This window comes from Algoriphagus kandeliae (assembly GCF_004571135.1).
In the GTDB taxonomy this organism is placed as follows: domain Bacteria; phylum Bacteroidota; class Bacteroidia; order Cytophagales; family Cyclobacteriaceae; genus Algoriphagus; species Algoriphagus kandeliae.
This window is the reverse complement of record NZ_SPSB01000005.1, coordinates 82,050-98,880: the sequence shown is the minus strand read 5'-3', so window position 1 is coordinate 98,880 and position 16,831 is coordinate 82,050. Positions and strand designations below refer to the sequence as shown.

The window sequence follows — 16,831 nt, the reverse complement described above, 5'->3', positions numbered from 1 at the left end:
CTTAACTTCGAAAATTAGCCTAATTTTTTAAATTTTCAAATCCTGAACGGAGGTGCAAATCCCGCTGTGGGAATGGAATTTCAATTCCTTCCTCTCTAAATCGCTTGAATATTTCAAAATACAACTGGCTTTTTAACACTTTGGGTCTATTCACATATTCTGAAGTCCAAACCCTCAAATTGAAATTGATACTATTGTCACCATATTCTTCGAAAAGCACATCTGTTTCGGGTTTATCCAGCACACCTTTATTAGCTTTCGCAACTTCCAAAAGAATGTTTCTGATCTTTTCCGGATCTTCACGATAAGCCACGCCAACAGGGAAATTGAATCTAACCATTCTATCAGAATGCGACCAGTTGATCACCTGATTATCAATAAATTGACTGTTTGGGACAATGATCGTGATGTTGTCATTGGTAACTACCATGGTGGATCGAGCAGAAATCTTAATTACATCCCCATTTACATTTCCAACTTCTATCCGATCTCCTACTTTGATGGGTTGCTCAAAAAGGATAATTAACCCACTGATGAAATTGTTGGTGATATTTTGAAGGCCAAAACCGATACCTACACCAATGGCACCAGCTAATACCCCAAAAGCACTAAGATCAATTCCATTGGTCTGTAAGATGGAAAAAATACCTGCTAGAATCAGGATGTACTTAACCATCGTTCCGATGGAAAGGCGGGTGCCTTCTGTAATATGGTATTTTTTAAGAATTCGATTGACAAGAAGTCTGCGAATCCATTCTGAACCTACAAAAAGAACTAAAAATGAGATGGCCAATGTAAGTAGAAGGCCAATTGTTAATTTAGATTCTCCTAAGTTGAAAAGGCTGAAGTTCATCAGTTCTTCAAACCAGGATAAAAAATCAAAGCTTGTTTTTTGATTGTCAGCGTTTAATGCAGATTGCATATTTTATTCTTGTCTATTTCAAATCTTGTGACAAAATATTAATAATTATCGATCCTATGATGGGATTGAACTATTCATATTACTATTCAGAATAAAATTTTGTTTTTAAGACTTGATTATCAGCTTTCAAAAATTTTTGATGGAAAAGGCTTAATTTTGAATCATGAGTAAACAAAGAGAAGAACTCGAACACCGACTTAAACTCCGGAATATTAAACTGTCTGATTTTGAGGATATTCGGGAAATCATGGCTTCGATTTATCGGGATAAAGCCATGACTTGGTCCAAGCAAGAGCTCAAAAATCAAATCAAGGTATTTCCGGAAGGGCAAATCTGTATTGAGGATAATGGGAAGGTAGTAGCTGCTGCCTTGAGTATAATCGTTGATTATGCCAAATTCGGAGATAATCATACCTATGATCAAATTACAGGTTATGGAAAATTTGATACCCATGACGAGGAAGGGGATACACTATATGGAACAGACGTCTTTGTGCATCAGGATTATCGTGGAATGCGCTTGGGAAGACGCTTGTATGACGCTCGAAAGGAATTATGTGAAAACCTGAATCTTCGGTCCATTATCGCAGGTGGTCGAATTCCAGGCTATTCTAAATATGCTGAGGAAATGACCCCGAGAAAGTACATTGAATTAGTCAAGAATAAAGAGATTTTCGACCCTGTACTTTCGTTCCAGCTAGCCAATGAATTTCACGTACGGAAAGTAATCACGAAGTATCTTCCAGAAGACAAGGATTCCAGAGCTTACGCTACCTTGTTAGAATGGATCAACATTTATTATGAAAAGGATGAGAAGCTAATTGGTAATCAAAAATCCATTGTAAGGCTTGGTTTGGTTCAGTGGAAAATGCGCCGCTTCTCCAATGTGGATGATTTGATGCAGCAAGTTGAATTCTTTGTGGATACCATTTCAGGATATAAATCTGATTTTTGTCTTTTTCCTGAATTTTTCAATGCTCCACTTTTGTCTGAATTCAATGACATGGATGCTTCAGAAGCGATCCGAAATTTGGCAGATTATACACAGGAAATTGTGAGTAGGATGAGTGAGTTGGCAGTCTCGTACAATGTCAATATCATAGCAGGGTCCATGCCTGAATATGATGGAAAAAAGCTCCGGAATGTCAGCTATCTCTGCCGTCGTGATGGTACGCATGATAAGCAGTATAAGCTTCATATTACTCCGGATGAAGCCTCATATTGGGGCTTGCAGGGAGGAAATGGGATTCGGGTTTTTGACACAGATGCGGGAAGAATCGGTATTTTAATTTGCTATGATGTCGAGTTCCCGGAACTAGGTCGCATTCTCGCAGAGCAGGAAATGGATATTCTTTTCGTTCCTTTTTGGACCGATACGAAAAATGCTTTCCTACGGGTAAATACATGTGCTAGGGCCCGAGCTATTGAAAATGAGTGTTATGTGGCGATAACCGGTTCAGTTGGTAATTTGCCGAAAGTAGAAAACATGGACATTCAGTATTCACAAGCTGCGATCTATAGCCCTTCGGATTTTTCATTTCCTCACGATTCGATTGTTGCTCAGGCTTCTGAAAATGCAGAAACAACTATTGTGGCGGATGTAGATTTAGATTTGTTGACAAAGCAACGAAAAGCAGGAAGTGTACGAAATCTTGAACAGCGCAGACTGGACCTTTATTCAATACAATGGAAACAGAAGAAATAATCAAAGGCTATTTCGGTCATATTCCTGAAGCCGTTTGGCCCAAAGCTGAACAGATAAAATTGCTTATCACCGATATTGATGGAGTGATGACTGATGGGGGGATCATTTATGATAATGAGGGGATGGAGCTTAAAAAGTTTCAGGTAAAAGATGGATATATCGTCCAGTTCCTACGTCGAAATCGTATAATGGTAGGAGCTATTACGGGAAGAAAATCTCAAGTCGTAGAGAACCGATGTGAGGAGTTGCGATTTGATTTTCATTATCATGGAATTAAAGACAAGGGCAAAAAACTAACCGAACTGCTAGAGACTCTTGAATTGGAGGAAAAGGAGGTAGCATACATTGGAGACGATTTGATTGACCTTCCGATTATGAAGCGAGTAGGTTTGACAGCTTGTCCTGCTGATGCTATTCCTTACATCAAGCATCAAGTCGATTTTGTGACGAATGTGACTGGTGGAAATGGAGCCTTTCGAGAAGTCGCTGATTTGTTATTACATGCCAAAGGAAAGTTGATTCCTTTGATTGAATCTTTAGCAGAGAAAAATGATGAATAGAACCAATCAAAAAATGAAGATCACCGAAAAGGTGGTATTGGGAGGAGATAAACCCGTGCTTTTTGCCGGCCCTTGTGCGGTAGAGAGCTATGATATATGCTTGGAAATCGGTACTAAGGTTAAGGCTTGGGCAGAGGAACATGGGTTTTCCTATGTTTTCAAAGCTTCTTTTGACAAAGCGAATAGGACCTCTTCTTCTTCATTTAGAAGCATAGGAATGGATAAGTCTCTGGAGGTGCTTCAGCGAGTTGGGCAGGCTTTAGATATTCCTTTGGTGACAGATATTCATGAGAGCTATCAGGCCAAAGAAGTTGCCGAAGTGGTTGATGTGCTTCAAATTCCGGCATTTCTCTGTCGTCAAACTGATTTGCTTCTTGCTGCTGCCGAAACAGGTAAAGCTGTAAAGATCAAAAGAGGTCAATTTATGGCTCCTGAGGATATGCAGTTTGCCGTAAAAAAGGTTCGCTCGGCAGGAAATGATAACGTTTGCCTTACCGAAAGAGGCTTTTCTCTTGGTTATCATAATCTAGTCGTTGATATGCGCGCATTGCCGATTATGAGGCAATTTGCCCCGGTGGTATTTGATATTACACATTCTGTTCAGCAACCTGGTGGTCAGGGGGGGAGCAGTGGTGGACAACGAGAATTTGCTCCATTCTTGGCTCGGGCAGCAGCAGCTACCGGTGTAGATGGTTTTTTCATAGAAACTCATCCCGAACCTGCCAAAGCACTGAGTGATGGTCCAAATTTGATACCGCTTCATCGCATGGGGGATTTTCTAACCATGCTGAAGGATGTTTGGACTCTAGGCAGAAAATACCAGGATTTCCCAATCGAATAAGGTGAAATGAGACAGCTTCTTCTCTTTATTTTTTTGCTTATTTATCATATTTCCTTTTCTCAGGATTTGGCTGAAATGCTCAAAAGCCGATTGGAGATAGGAAGCGGGGAGATGATGCTGGAGTTAAGAGGTAGGCAAATTCAGCATTATAAATCAATTGAGGAATTTTATGCCTCAAGAGATTATCAGCCCCTTTGGATAGATTCAAAAAATCTGACGGAGTTAGCTTATGAACTCAGATATGAAATTGAGCAATCCAAATTTGATGGGTTGAATCCCCAGGATTATCATTTTGCGCTGATTCAGACATTTTTTAAAGCAATTGAAGAAAATAAAAAAGCTGGATTTGAACCTTTGGTGGAAGATTTGACTGATTTAGAGCTATTTCTGTCGGATGCAGTTATTCGATTGGCACAGGATCTAGATCAGGGTAAATTGGACCCCTCCAAATTGAATCAGTCTTGGAACATTCCTAAAAAGTCAGCGCGATTCAATTCTTCTATTTTCTTTCAAAAGTTGGCTAATGAAAGAACCCTTCGTCCTCTTTTGGTCGATCTATATCCCAAAATAGATACCTATGTAAAAGGTAGGGAGGTGATCAGGGATTTGATTTCTCGTATGGAGAAGGACGAGCTGGATTGGACTAGTCTCCGAACAAATAAATCCATCAAGGTAGGAGAAAGTGATGGCGCAATTCCTTCAATTCGCGAGCGATTGGCATTTTGGAAATATTTGGATGTTGAGGATCTAGAATCCAAAACCTATGATTCACTTCTTTTTGAAGCCATTTTAGAGTATCAGGAAGTGAATGGTTTGGAAGCAGATGGTATCATTGGGAAGAATACGCTGGCTGCACTCAATCAATCTCCCGAGGATTTGGCTGGAAAAGTATCGGTAAATCTTGAGCGTTTACGTTGGTTGGATGATTCACAGCTGCGATCCGAGGCAATCATGGTGAATATTCCTGATTATAGCTTGGTGTATTTGGATCGGTTTGATACGGTTTTTTTCTCAAAGGTTATCGTGGGGAAAACCGATAACCAAACGCCTGTATTTCGGGCGACGATGAGTTACATCGTGTTTAGTCCTTATTGGAATGTTCCTACTTCCATTGTCAACAAAGAAATTATTCCAGCTGTGAGAAAAAACCCAAATTATCTAGCTAGGAATAATATGGAAGTACTTTCCTCTTCTGGTCAGTCAATTGACCCACAATCCGTGAATTGGAAAGCCAGGTCAATTCCTTATTTGATTCGACAAAAACCAGGACCATCCAATTCATTGGGCTTGGTTAAGTTTATGTTTCCCAATTCTTTCAGTGTTTACATTCATGATACTCCTGCAAAGCATCTTTTTGAAAGAGATATTCGGTCAATGAGTCATGGTTGTATTCGCTTAGCGAAGCCATTTGATTTCGCCAAGCTGTTGCTTCTGGATCAAAAAGAGTGGACAGATGAAAAAATCAAAGAAGCCATGAATCAGGATCATGAAGTGAAAGTAGAGCTAACTGACAAGATCCCCGTCTATGTGGTCTATATGACTTTTTGGACTGATGAGGAAGGTAATCCTTATTTTAGACCTGATTTATATGACCGAGATAAAGAGATTTTAGACAGGCTGCGAAAGTAATGCTTCAGATAGTATAGGTGAGTTGCTTAGGTATTTTTCGTCCTCTCCATAGATAAATATCAAAGAACCATCTTTGATCAAATCAATGGCTTCTTTTGAAATTTCGGATGGCAAGGCGGGACATCCCAAACTTCTTCCTAATCTTCCAGATGATTTGGCTACTTCTTCTCGTGCATAATCGGCCCCATGAATTACAATTGCTCGATCTCTAGCTTTGTCATTAAACCCTTTTTCCAAACCATCCAATCGAAGCGAATAGCCATGTTTACCTTTGTAGGTTTCTGCTGTTTTGTAAAAACCAAGGCTGCTTTTATAGGAGTTTGGAGTATTGGAGAATGACTCCGCAAATAAATTTCCTGAATTTCTTCCGTGCGAAACAACCGTATGGAGTTTAACTTCCATGTTTTTTGGGTCTATCACCCACATGCGCTTTTCTGTTGACGGTAAGCTAAAATCAATGATAGTCAACATGGGATTCCGAAGATCTTCTTTCAAGTGGGACCAACCCGCCATTGCTTTTTCGAAAATTGTCCGATCGGGCAATACGTCGAATTTTTCTTTCAACTGGGCATAAGAATCCTTTGCATGTATGATGTTTTCAGATTTTGGCTTTACATGGGTTGTCTTAGAGGTGTGCCCTAGGGACAGCATCCCTGCTAATAAGATTTGGATTATATTCATAGTGGTTGTTTTCTGGGTGAATTTCTCTCTTATCTACTTGGTGATTTAAGCAAATCCGAGCATTGGCTATTTTTGAACCTTTTATAATTATTAATGCGTTTTTTATTCGGTATTCGAATGGATAACAACAATGGCGGAAATAAAATTCTATTTTTGCTGGAAATATTAAAAATTTGAAAATCAGGGTCTTAATAATTTTGTTTAAAGAAAATCAATAAAAATTAAACAAAAAGAAAAAAATCCCTGTTCAAGGAATTGATGAAAGTAACAGTAATCCGTAAGGAACATTTCAACGCGGCCCACCGGCTTCACAATCCAAGTTGGTCGGATGAAAAGAATCAGGCAGTCTTTGGAAAGTGTAATAATCCAAATTTCCATGGGCATAATTATGACTTGCATGTCATGCTCCGTGGAGAAATTGATCCTGAAACTGGTTATGTTTATGACATGAAATTGCTCAGCGATTTAATCAAAGAGCATGTTTTAAATAGATTTGATCATAAAAATTTAAACTTAGACACCGATGAATTCAAGAATCTCAATCCAACTGCAGAAAACATTGCAGTGGTTATTTGGAATATTTTGAGGGAAAAAATTGATCGGAAATACGATTTAAGCATTCGGCTTTATGAAACAGAAAGAAACTTTGTTGAATACGATGGGAATTGATATTTCCCGCACTTCATTTGAAGAATTAGGAGAAGAGCATGTGGCTACTTCCCTTGAAACCCCACTTCGGGAAGATGCATTTGAAATGGACGACGATCTAAAGATCGAGTTGATTGAAAAGCATTTCAAAGAAATCATGAATATCCTTGGTTTGGACCTGACTGATGATAGCCTGAAGGGTACTCCTCATCGGGTGGCCAAAATGTATGTCAAAGAGGTTTTCTCAGGTCTAAATCCTAAGAATAAACCGAATGCTAAGCTTTTTGAAAATAAATTTCAATACAATCAAATGCTAGTAGAAAAGGATATTACATTCTTTTCTCACTGCGAACATCATTTTGTACCAATTTATGGTAGAGCTCATGTAGCTTATATTTCCAATGGTCATGTTATTGGACTTTCTAAAATCAATCGGATCGTTCAGTATTTCTCCAAAAGACCTCAGGTTCAAGAGCGACTTACCATGCAGATTGGAAATGAATTAAAAGAAGCCTTGGGAACAGAAGATGTAGCTGTAATCATGGATGCTTATCACATGTGTGTGAGCTCCCGTGGAATTAATGATACCAATAGTTCTACAGTTACCTCATTCTACTCCGGAAAATTTGAAACAGATGAACAGACTCGGACTGAGTTTTTGAAATACATCAATCTAGAAAAATAAAAAAGCTAATACCAACTTATAAACCGGGCTAATGCCCGGTTTTTTTATGCCTAATTCTAAACAAAATCCAATCGAATTGACTTTAGACGAAGAAATCAACTTATAAATGAAAGGAAAGAATATTGTCATTATTGGAGGCAACTCCGGAATTGGAAAAGCATTAGCAGATTCCTGTCAAGCTCAAGGTGCAAATCTATATCTGTTTTCAAAGAGTGGGGAGGTTACGACCGCTTTGGATACGAGTTTGGATTTTGGTGAAATACCCGGATTACCTGAGGTCATCGATGGGGTGGTTTACACTCCAGGTACAATTAATCTTAAGCCTTTTCATCGCATTTCTATCGAGGATTTTCGCCAGGAGATGGAAGTGAATTTTTTTGGAGCGGTAAGAGTGTTGCAGGCTTGCCTCAAAGGATTAAAGCGTTCTAATCATGCGTCGGTCGTTTTATTCAGTACAGTGGCTGTGCAAACCGGGATGGGATTTCATGCTGGCATTGCCTCTGCCAAAGGAGCTGTTGAAGGATTGACGAGGTCTTTGGCTGCAGAATGGGCACCATATCACATTCGCGTAAATGCAATTGCTCCCTCCTTAACTGATACTCCCTTGGCATCTGCACTTTTGTCTACAGAAGACAAAAGAGAGGCTAGCAACAAACGTCATCCTTTGGGACGCTTTGGTACGCCGGAGGATATTGCCCAAGCAGCAAATTATTTGCTTTCTGAGGATTCATCTTGGATGACAGGGCAGATTCTTCATGTAGATGGAGGAATGTCCAATTTGAAATGATTTGAAAACATTTTCCCGTTCAAAATTGTCATACTTAAGGGTACGGTCCCGAGAAGAACGAACTGTGAATATGAAGACACCACCTGAATCATTCCTAATTTTTAAGGAAGAATTGAGGAAAGCCCAAATAGAAAAAGAAAGGCTTAAAAAAGAGTACGAAATTAAACTTTCTGAAGTCAATAAGGAGCTTGCTAGGCTGAAAGAACAAATCAAGTCCCAGCAAGACATGATGCGTACGACGCTTGAATACGCCTCCAATTTGGAAGTAAGATTGGAGCAATTCAGACAGGAAGTTTGCCGCTCAGAAGAGCAGCGTAAAAAATCCTTTTACTAATACCGATCCTTTTGCTATGAACGATACTTTGCAATCATCCCAAATACAAGATTTCGAATTGGCTTTTGAACAAAAATATGTTCGAGCGCTTAAAAGCCCGGAATTAAAAATTATCCTTTGCGAATTACTTGCCGATTACATTCCGATCGAAGATTTCAAAGATGCTTTTCAGCAGATTGGTGAAATAGTCAAGGAAGGTGGGTATGAAAAATTCATTTTTGACAAAAGATCACTGAGAGCATTTCACCAACCTACCATGGAGTGGTATTTTATTTATTGGAAAAAGGAAATGCTTCAATATGGCATCAAAACCCACCGCAAGATTCTACCAGATGAAAAATGGTTTGAAAAGATGGTTCAGATAGCCAAGGATCAAATTCTGCAAAACTACCCTGACAATATTATTGATCAGTTGGATATCAAATACTGCAACACCATCGAAGAAGCTATTGCCAAATGATGCGCCATTTCTCCAAATCGGACATTTTGGAATCAGATTCCTTTTTTAGAAGAAATTTGATCAACTGTCTTTCAGGTTATAAAAGCCTAAATCTGATCGGAACAAAAAGTTCGGAGGGAACTTCAAATTTGGCGCCTTTTTCACAAGTCTTTCATATCGGAGCCACTCCACCTTTAGTCGGAATTTTATTTCGTCCTCATACAGTCAAGCGTGATACGCTAGAAAATATTTTAGATACAGGGTCCTTTTCTCTAAATCAAGTCACTCCCGCCTTTTATAAGCAAGCCCATTGGGCTTCTGCAAGGTGGGATGGTAGTGAATTTGAAAAAACCGGTTTAGAAGAACTATATAGAGAAGGTTTTTATGCCCCTTTTGTGAAGTCGAGCCCTCTTCAATTAGGATGTAGTTTGGTAGAAACTCAAACTCTAAAAGTAAATGAAACTGTTCTTCTGATTGGAAGTATTGAGCATATTTATGTGGAAGAAAAAGGGCTTCGAACTGATGGGTCTTTGGACTTAAATATCTTGGAGGCGGTCACGGTAAGCGGATTGGATGAGTATCATGTGGGTAAAAAACTTGCAAGGCTCAGCTATGCCAAGCCTGACCGGGAAGTGGAGGAAATTTAATTCTATAGTTCTTTTACTTTTTCTAAATCTGAATGATGGAATCAGCTAGGGAGAAGGTATACAATTTTTTAAATTTGGATAGTAATCCTTGATTCAAACCTAATACATCATCCCAGAAATCCGTTGAATCTACTTGAGTTAACTGAACTTGGTTTATACTGCCCACCAGCAGATGTTTTTATTGACCCTTGGCGTCCAGTAAATAGGGCAGTTATTACCCATGCTCATTCTGACCATGCTCGGTGGGGAATGAAAAAATATTTAGCTCATCATCATTCTGCCGAGGTAATGCGACTTCGATTAGGTTCTGAAATCAATTTGGAAACTGTTGATTATGGTGAGGTGAAATCAGTTAATGGTGTTAAAATTTCTCTTCATCCAGCTGGACATATTCCTGGATCCGCACAGGTTAGATTGGAATATCAAGGAAAAATCGCAGTAGTGAGTGGAGATTATAAAATAGAAGATGATGGACTTTCTATCCCCTTTGAATCCATCAAATGCCATGAGTTTGTTTCTGAATGTACTTTTGGTTTGCCGATATATAAATGGGAGTCTCAGCAGGAAACCTTTAATCAAATTAATAATTGGTGGAAAGAAAACGCAGCTGAAGGAAGGAATTCGGTACTTTTTGCCTATTCATTAGGGAAGGCTCAGCGGATTTTACATAATCTTAAGCGGGAAATTGGAAGTGTCTTTGTGCATGGGGCTATCTGGAACACAAACCAAGCATTACTTGCCAATGGAATTGATATTTGGGATGTGCCGAAAGTAAATCCGGATATTCCGAAAAATGAATATCAAGGTGCGCTCATTATCGCTCCTCCGTCTGCCATGGGAACACCTTGGATGCGAAAATTTTCTCCTTATCGAACTGGTATTTGTTCGGGATGGATGAGTATTCGGGGAACCCGAAGGAGAAGAGCAGCAGATAGGGGATTTGTGCTATCTGACCATGCAGATTGGGAAGGATTAATTCAGGCAATTGAGGCTACAGAAGCAGAAAAAGTCTATTTGACTCATGGAAGCACAGCTGCTTTTGGGAAATTTTTGCAAGAAGAAAAAGGAATTGATGCAGTCGAATTGCGGACACTTTTTGGGGAAGAAGAGGCCGAATAAGAGGATTTAGTTAGGATTGAAAAATTGGAGGATTACAAAAACTTGTCCGCCGTGGCGGATTGAAAATTGATTTCCAACCAATATCTTGAACAAAGAAACAAGTTTCCTCTTCATGTCTAAGTTTTTGATTTCCATTTTCCTTATCACCTTGCTTTTTTCCTGTCAAAATTCTGAGCAGAAGAAAAGTGACGGGTTTTTCAATTCCGTCACCGGGCCGGTTTCAATGGATTCTATGGGTTTGACTTTGATTCACGAGCACATGTTGGTGGATTTCATCGGAGCTGATTCGATCAATCCGGAAAGATGGAATGGAGACTCAGTAGTTCGAAAAGTTCTTCCATATCTTCAGGATTTAAAAAAATATGGTGTCAATACCATTCTTGACTGTACTCCCAGTTATTTGGGAAAAGATCCTTTGCTCCTGAAAGAACTCAGTGAAAGGTCTGGAATTCAAATTTTGACAAATACGGGATTCTATGGGGCAGTCGGAGGAAAATATTTGCCTGAATTCGCCAAAAGTGAAACCCCTGAGGAACTTTCAAAACGATGGATAACGGAATTTGAAAATGGAATAGAGGGAACATGTATTTACCCTGGATTTATCAAGATTTCAGTTAATGAAGCAGAACCACTTTCTGAAATTGATCAAAAACTAGTCAGGGCCGCCGCTTTGACTCATCAAAAGACGGGGCTTACCATTGCCTCCCACACTGGCACGTGGAGCACTGCCAAGCAGGAAGTGAAAATTCTTCAGGAAATGGGGGTGAAGCCTTCAGAGTTTGTATGGGTTCATGCCCAAGCTGAACAGGATTTTGATAATTATCTCGAAGCTGCCAAACTGGGCGTTTGGATCAGTTGGGATGGAATAGGTTGGGAAATAGATTCCTATGTGGAACGATTGCTTTTTGCGAAGGAAAAGAGCATTCTTGAAAATATACTGATTTCCCACGATGCAGGATGGTATGATCCAGCCAAACCGGGTGGAAGAGACTTTCAGCCCTTTACCAATATTTTTGAAAAGCTTATTCCAATGCTGGGTGAAAGGGGATTCACTGAAGAAGATTGGGATGTTCTATTAAAAGAAAATCCCAAATCAGCCTTTTTCATCCATTAAGTAGTTGATTTTCATCATTTTTCAATTTTTCAATTTTCTAATTTTTCTATCTACTCCCAAATTTTCTTTGCCAATCTTTAACATACGGATAGCCCTGCTTACCTTTGCGCATGGCAGAACAAATTTTGATCCTCGATTTTGGCTCTCAATACACCCAACTCATCGCCCGAAGAGTAAGAGAGCTCAATGTTTACTGTGAAATCCACCCCTTCAATAAGGTTCCTGAAATCACCTCTGATATAAAAGGAGTGATTCTTTCAGGCTCTCCTTGCAGTGTTCGGGATGAAGGTGCTCCCGATTTGGATTTGGATAGTTTGAGAGGTCAGCTTCCACTTTTAGGAGTTTGTTACGGGTCTCAATTGCTAGCGCATAAATATGGGGGAGAGGTTTTGCCTTCCACCATCCGGGAATACGGTCGTGCGAATCTAGATCATATCGATTTGCATCATGACTTGTTGAAAGAGATGACCCATGGTTCCCAAGTTTGGATGTCTCATGGTGATACGATCAAAAGACTTCCTTCAGGTTTTGAAGTTATTGCCAGCACTTCATCTGTTGAAGTGGCTGCTTTCAAAGTAGAAGGAGAAAAAACCTATGGGATTCAGTTTCACCCTGAAGTGACTCATTCTTTAGAAGGAAAAAATCTTCTAAGAAATTTCGTGGTTGGAATTTGTGGCTGTAAGCAGGACTGGACTTCTGACACCTTCATCGATTCTACTGTTGCCGATTTAAAAGAAAAAATCGGTTCTGATAAAGTGGTGATGGGACTTTCTGGAGGAGTAGACTCTTCCGTGGCTGCCACCTTAATACATAAAGCGATCGGAGATCAATTGACTTGTGTATTTGTAGATAATGGATTGCTTCGCAAAAATGAATTTGAAGAAGTATTGGATTCCTACAAGCACATGGGTTTGAATGTGATCGGAGTTGATGCCAAGCAACGTTTTTATGATGCTTTAGCCGGGTTGACTGATCCAGAGGCAAAGCGAAAAGCGATTGGTAGAGTATTTATCGAAGTCTTTGATGATGAAGCTCATAAAATTGAAGGCGTAAAGTGGCTTGGACAAGGAACAATTTATCCGGATGTCATCGAGTCGGTTTCTGTCAAGGGACCTTCTGCCACAATCAAATCTCATCACAATGTGGGGGGATTACCGGATTTTATGAAGCTTTCGGTAGTTGAACCTTTAAATACCCTCTTTAAGGATGAAGTTCGGGAGGTGGGACGTGCCCTTGAAATTCCGGAAAGTATCATAGGAAGACATCCTTTCCCAGGTCCAGGTTTGGCAATCCGAATTTTGGGTGATATTACTGAGGATAAGGTTAAAACCCTTCAAGAAGTTGATCACATCTTCATTCAAGGTCTCAAAAATCATGGCTTATACGATCAGGTTTGGCAGGCAGGAGCCATTTTGCTTCCAATCCAATCCGTAGGTGTGATGGGTGATGAGCGGACCTATGAGCGCGTGGTTGCTCTAAGAGCGGTAGGGTCTGTAGATGGGATGACTGCAGACTGGATTCATTTGCCCTATGAATTCCTTGGTAAAATGTCCAATGAAATCATTAATCGAGTGAAGGGAGTGAATCGAGTGGTTTATGATATTTCTTCAAAACCACCTGCAACGATCGAATGGGAATAATAAAATCTCAATACTTGTTAAAACCCGAGCCAATGGTTCGGGTTTTGTTTTTGGTTCATCGAAGACCAAACTTTGGGTTTGGAAATAATGGGTTAAATTTGCTCCTCAAGCTAAATGGATACTGAATCAATGCGGAAATCTTTATTCTTTTTACCTCTTTTTTTCCTGGTTTCTTTTGTTTTTGCACAGTCTATTCCCGACGGCTATCAAGCTGCTAAAAGCAATCTTCAAAATGGAAACTATTGGGAGGCAATGAATGCTTTCCGGCAATTTACTGATGAGTCAAAATATGGAGATTTGGCTCTTTATGCTGCATTTCATGCAGGAGAAGCCGCTATTAAAGCTAATCAAGCTCAAGTTGCAATTGATTTATTGAAACCTTTGGCTAAGCGCAGTTGGTCGCATCAAAATGAATCAAAGATTCTGTTGGCGGAGGCTTATTTCTTGAATAAAAATCCTTTGGATGCACTACCAGTTGTAGCTAGTGTGGAGGGTGAAAAATATGATAATCGGGCTTCTAATTTGACCTTTGATTACTTAGTAAAAGAAAGCCCAGATTTTTTAATTAGGAATCTGAAGGAATATCAAAATTTACCAGTTTATACCGCTGCTCTTAGTGCTGTTTTGCGAAAAAAGAATGTGCTTTCCTCGGATGAAAAGTCGCTTTTTTATGAATTGCAGGGACAAAGTCAAAATTGGAGTTCCACCGGATCAAATAATGGAGTTTTTGATCTAGTAGTGATTTTACCTTTTTCAAATACAAATAATACAATCGTTACTGAAGGGTTTGTCTATGAATTGTATCAGGGTATTCAACTTGCCGTCAATCTACTTCAAAAACAAGGGATGAGTGTCAGTCTCAGTACTTTTGATTCAAAAAGGTCTGTTGATGCTCTTCGAGGGATTTTGGAGGAAGAAAAGGTTCAAAATGCAGATGCTATCATTGGTCCGATTTATCCTGAAGAAACAGACTTGGTAAGTTCATTCGCAGAGGTAGCTAAAATTCCATTTATACATCCATTATCCAATTTGGGAGATCGTTTTGTAGGAAATTCCTTTAGCTATCTTTTTCGACCATCCTCTGAAAATATTGCAGAAGGAATTGCAAAAGGTTTGAAAAGCTCCGTAAGTGGAAATCGGGTGGCGATTGCTTTTGGAGGAAGTTCCAGAGATTCAAAAGTTGCTGAATTACTCAAAGGTAAATTAGAAAGTGATGGTTTTCAGTTAGTCAATTATCAGGAGGTTTCCCCGAGAAATGCAGCCTCTTTTCTAACAGATTTAGGCATTCGACCTACCCTAGACAGTGTAGAGGTATTGGTTGATCAGGTAGTGGTGTTATCGGATGACCCGAATATGGCCGATCCCATATTGTCTTTGGTAGAATCAGTGACTACAGCTGTTCCTATTTTCGTAATGGACTCCTGGCTTACCTTCAATTTTGCGAATTATGAGATGTTGCCTTATGACAACTTCTATTTCATTTCAAATAACACCCCAAATTTTGAATCTGAGGAAATGACCCGTTTGAAGGATAGGTTTTATCAGAGATATTCATTTTTTCCAAGCACCAATTCGATTTTGGGGTTTGAGTTAGTGCAATGGCTTTCTTCGCATCTCAAGCCAGATTCTGATTTAGACTTCCGAACTAGTTTGGATCAACAGGTGTTCCAAACAGGTGAGCTTACTTGGGGATTTAATTTCCAGAATAGCAATTCAAATCGATACGTTCCTGTTTTCCATTTTGTGGAAGGAGAATTGAAACCGTTAAATAATCCATGAACATTTCTGAAAGCAAGCGGCTTTTTGCCCATGCTCAAAAATTTATTCCAGGAGGGGTGAATTCACCCGTCCGTGCATTTCGCGCAGTAGGAGGAGAGCCTCTTTTTATAAAAAGAGCGGATGGAGCATTCCTTTTTGATGAAAATGACAATCCATTTATTGAGTTGATTAATAGCTGGGGCCCGATGATTTTGGGACACAATCATCCAATGATTCGGGAGGCAGTGATACAAGCTATGCATGAGGGGACATCCTTTGGAGCTCCTACAGCAAGGGAAGTTGAAATAGCAGAATTGATCACCCAAATGGTGCCATCAGTTGAAAAAGTCCGTATGGTCAATTCAGGGACAGAAGCCACGATGTCTGCGATTCGCGTTGCCAGGGGTTATACTGGAAAAGACAAAATCATCAAGATGATCGGTCATTACCATGGCCATGGAGATTCATTTTTGATTGCTGCAGGATCTGGTGCGGTGACCATGGGTCAACCTGACTCTCCGGGAGTTACATCAGGAACAGCCAAAGACACCTTGTTGGCACCTTATAACAATCTTGAGGCTATTGAGGAATTAATTCGATTTAATAAAGATGAGATTGCGGCTTTAATCTTGGAGCCAGTACCTGGAAACATGGGCTTGACAATTCCAATGCCCGGATATCTTGAAGGACTCCGGGAAATCTGTAATCGAGAAGGGATCGTTTTGATCTTCGATGAAGTTATGACAGGTTTCCGTCTTGCTCCCGGTGGAGCACAAGAGTTGTATGGAGTCACTCCTGATATGACCACTTTAGGAAAAATTATAGGTGGGGGAATGCCAGTAGGAGCTTATGGAGGGAAAAAAGAGATCATGGATTTTGTTTCTCCTTCCGGACCTGTGTATCAGGCAGGAACTCTTTCCGGTAATCCGATTGCCATGGCTGCCGGATTGGCTATGCTCGGATATTTGCATGACCATCCTGAAACATATGGTGTGCTAAACCAGATTGGGATGAAAATTAGTGAAGGGATCAAAAAAATCAATTTGGAATTAGGGTATGATTATACCGTGAATCATTTAGGAAGCATGTATTCGCTCTTTTTCACTACCGATCCTGTGATTGATTTTGAATCTGCAAAAACCTCAGATACAGCTTTATTCGGTAAATATTTCCAAGCTATGCTTCATCGAGGAATTTATTTAGCCCCTTCCCAATTTGAGAGTCTGTTTTTGTCTACAGCCCTTACTGAGGAACTGATAGATCGAATTTTGGAAGCTCATCGGGAAAGCATGATCGAAATCCATAAAATATAAAAGTAAAAT

General features: G+C 39.8%; 17 protein-coding genes. 15 read left to right on the top strand and 2 right to left on the bottom strand.

What is annotated here, in order from left to right; all coding sequences use genetic code 11:
* Positions 1–19: 19 nt before the first annotated feature.
* Complete coding sequence (locus E4S40_RS16315; RefSeq protein WP_135076748.1) at positions 20–922, bottom strand: mechanosensitive ion channel family protein; 903 nt, start codon at positions 920–922, stop codon at positions 20–22.
* Between the two features lie 163 nt (positions 923–1,085).
* Between E4S40_RS16315 and E4S40_RS16310 the strand changes: the two genes are divergently transcribed.
* From E4S40_RS16310 to E4S40_RS16295, 4 genes are read left to right on the top strand one after another with little or no spacing between them, the layout of a single operon-like run.
* Positions 1,086–2,627: a bifunctional GNAT family N-acetyltransferase/carbon-nitrogen hydrolase family protein gene (locus tag E4S40_RS16310; RefSeq protein WP_135076745.1), complete on the top strand. Its 1,542-nt coding sequence runs from the start codon at positions 1,086–1,088 to the stop codon at positions 2,625–2,627.
* A complete protein-coding gene (locus tag E4S40_RS16305) occupies positions 2,609–3,187 on the top strand; it encodes a KdsC family phosphatase (protein WP_135076742.1) in 579 nt (192 codons plus the stop codon). Before E4S40_RS16310 ends, E4S40_RS16305 begins: the two co-directional genes overlap by 19 nt.
* Positions 3,180–4,028, top strand: coding sequence for a 3-deoxy-8-phosphooctulonate synthase (gene kdsA, locus E4S40_RS16300; protein WP_135076831.1), 849 nt, complete (start codon positions 3,180–3,182; stop codon positions 4,026–4,028). Before E4S40_RS16305 ends, kdsA begins: the two co-directional genes overlap by 8 nt.
* Positions 4,029–4,034: 6 nt before the next feature.
* Entirely contained in the window at positions 4,035–5,657 is a 1,623-nt protein-coding gene (locus E4S40_RS16295) for a L,D-transpeptidase family protein (protein WP_135076739.1), read from the top strand.
* On the opposite strand, the gene E4S40_RS16290 is transcribed toward E4S40_RS16295, so the two are convergent.
* Entirely contained in the window at positions 5,637–6,338 is a 702-nt protein-coding gene (locus tag E4S40_RS16290; RefSeq protein ID WP_135076736.1) for a murein L,D-transpeptidase catalytic domain family protein, read from the bottom strand. The genes E4S40_RS16295 and E4S40_RS16290 overlap by 21 nt on opposite strands.
* Before the next feature lie 258 nt (positions 6,339–6,596).
* On the opposite strand from E4S40_RS16290, the gene E4S40_RS16285 reads away from it, so the two are divergent.
* From E4S40_RS16285 to hemL, 11 genes are all read left to right on the top strand, one after another.
* Positions 6,597–7,007 carry a 6-pyruvoyl trahydropterin synthase family protein gene (locus E4S40_RS16285; RefSeq protein ID WP_135076732.1) on the top strand — a complete coding sequence of 137 codons (411 nt, stop codon included), beginning with the start codon at positions 6,597–6,599 and terminating at the stop codon, positions 7,005–7,007.
* Positions 6,967–7,671: a GTP cyclohydrolase I FolE gene (gene folE, locus E4S40_RS16280; protein WP_135076729.1), complete on the top strand. Its 705-nt coding sequence runs from the start codon at positions 6,967–6,969 to the stop codon at positions 7,669–7,671. The genes E4S40_RS16285 and folE overlap by 41 nt, the downstream gene beginning before the upstream one ends.
* 106 nt (positions 7,672–7,777) lie before the next feature.
* On the top strand, positions 7,778–8,458 hold the full coding sequence (locus E4S40_RS16275; RefSeq protein ID WP_135076726.1) for an SDR family NAD(P)-dependent oxidoreductase: 681 nt from the start codon (positions 7,778–7,780) through the stop codon (positions 8,456–8,458).
* Between the two features lie 70 nt (positions 8,459–8,528).
* A complete protein-coding gene (locus E4S40_RS16270) occupies positions 8,529–8,792 on the top strand; it encodes a hypothetical protein (RefSeq protein WP_135076828.1) in 264 nt (87 codons plus the stop codon).
* A gap of 16 nt (positions 8,793–8,808) precedes the next feature.
* The gene (locus E4S40_RS16265; protein ID WP_135076723.1) at positions 8,809–9,252 is read left to right on the top strand and encodes a hypothetical protein; all 444 of its coding nucleotides are present in this window, start codon (positions 8,809–8,811) and stop codon (positions 9,250–9,252) included.
* Positions 9,249–9,878, top strand: coding sequence for a flavin reductase family protein (locus E4S40_RS16260; RefSeq protein WP_135076720.1), 630 nt, complete (start codon positions 9,249–9,251; stop codon positions 9,876–9,878). The genes E4S40_RS16265 and E4S40_RS16260 overlap by 4 nt, the downstream gene beginning before the upstream one ends.
* Positions 9,879–10,001: 123 nt before the next feature.
* Positions 10,002–10,997 carry a ligase-associated DNA damage response exonuclease gene (locus tag E4S40_RS16255; RefSeq protein ID WP_135076717.1) on the top strand — a complete coding sequence of 332 codons (996 nt, stop codon included), beginning with the start codon at positions 10,002–10,004 and terminating at the stop codon, positions 10,995–10,997.
* A gap of 112 nt (positions 10,998–11,109) precedes the next feature.
* On the top strand, positions 11,110–12,111 hold the full coding sequence (locus E4S40_RS16250; RefSeq protein WP_135076714.1) for a phosphotriesterase family protein: 1,002 nt from the start codon (positions 11,110–11,112) through the stop codon (positions 12,109–12,111).
* A 110-nt stretch (positions 12,112–12,221) separates the two neighbouring features.
* Entirely contained in the window at positions 12,222–13,751 is a 1,530-nt protein-coding gene (gene guaA, locus E4S40_RS16245) for a glutamine-hydrolyzing GMP synthase (protein ID WP_135076712.1), read from the top strand.
* A gap of 114 nt (positions 13,752–13,865) precedes the next feature.
* Positions 13,866–15,530, top strand: a complete 1,665-nt coding sequence (locus E4S40_RS16240; protein ID WP_135076710.1) for an ABC transporter substrate-binding protein — start codon at positions 13,866–13,868, stop codon at positions 15,528–15,530.
* Positions 15,527–16,822, top strand: coding sequence for a glutamate-1-semialdehyde 2,1-aminomutase (hemL, locus tag E4S40_RS16235; RefSeq protein ID WP_135076708.1), 1,296 nt, complete (start codon positions 15,527–15,529; stop codon positions 16,820–16,822). Before E4S40_RS16240 ends, hemL begins: the two co-directional genes overlap by 4 nt.
* The last annotated feature ends 9 nt before the right edge of the window (positions 16,823–16,831 follow it).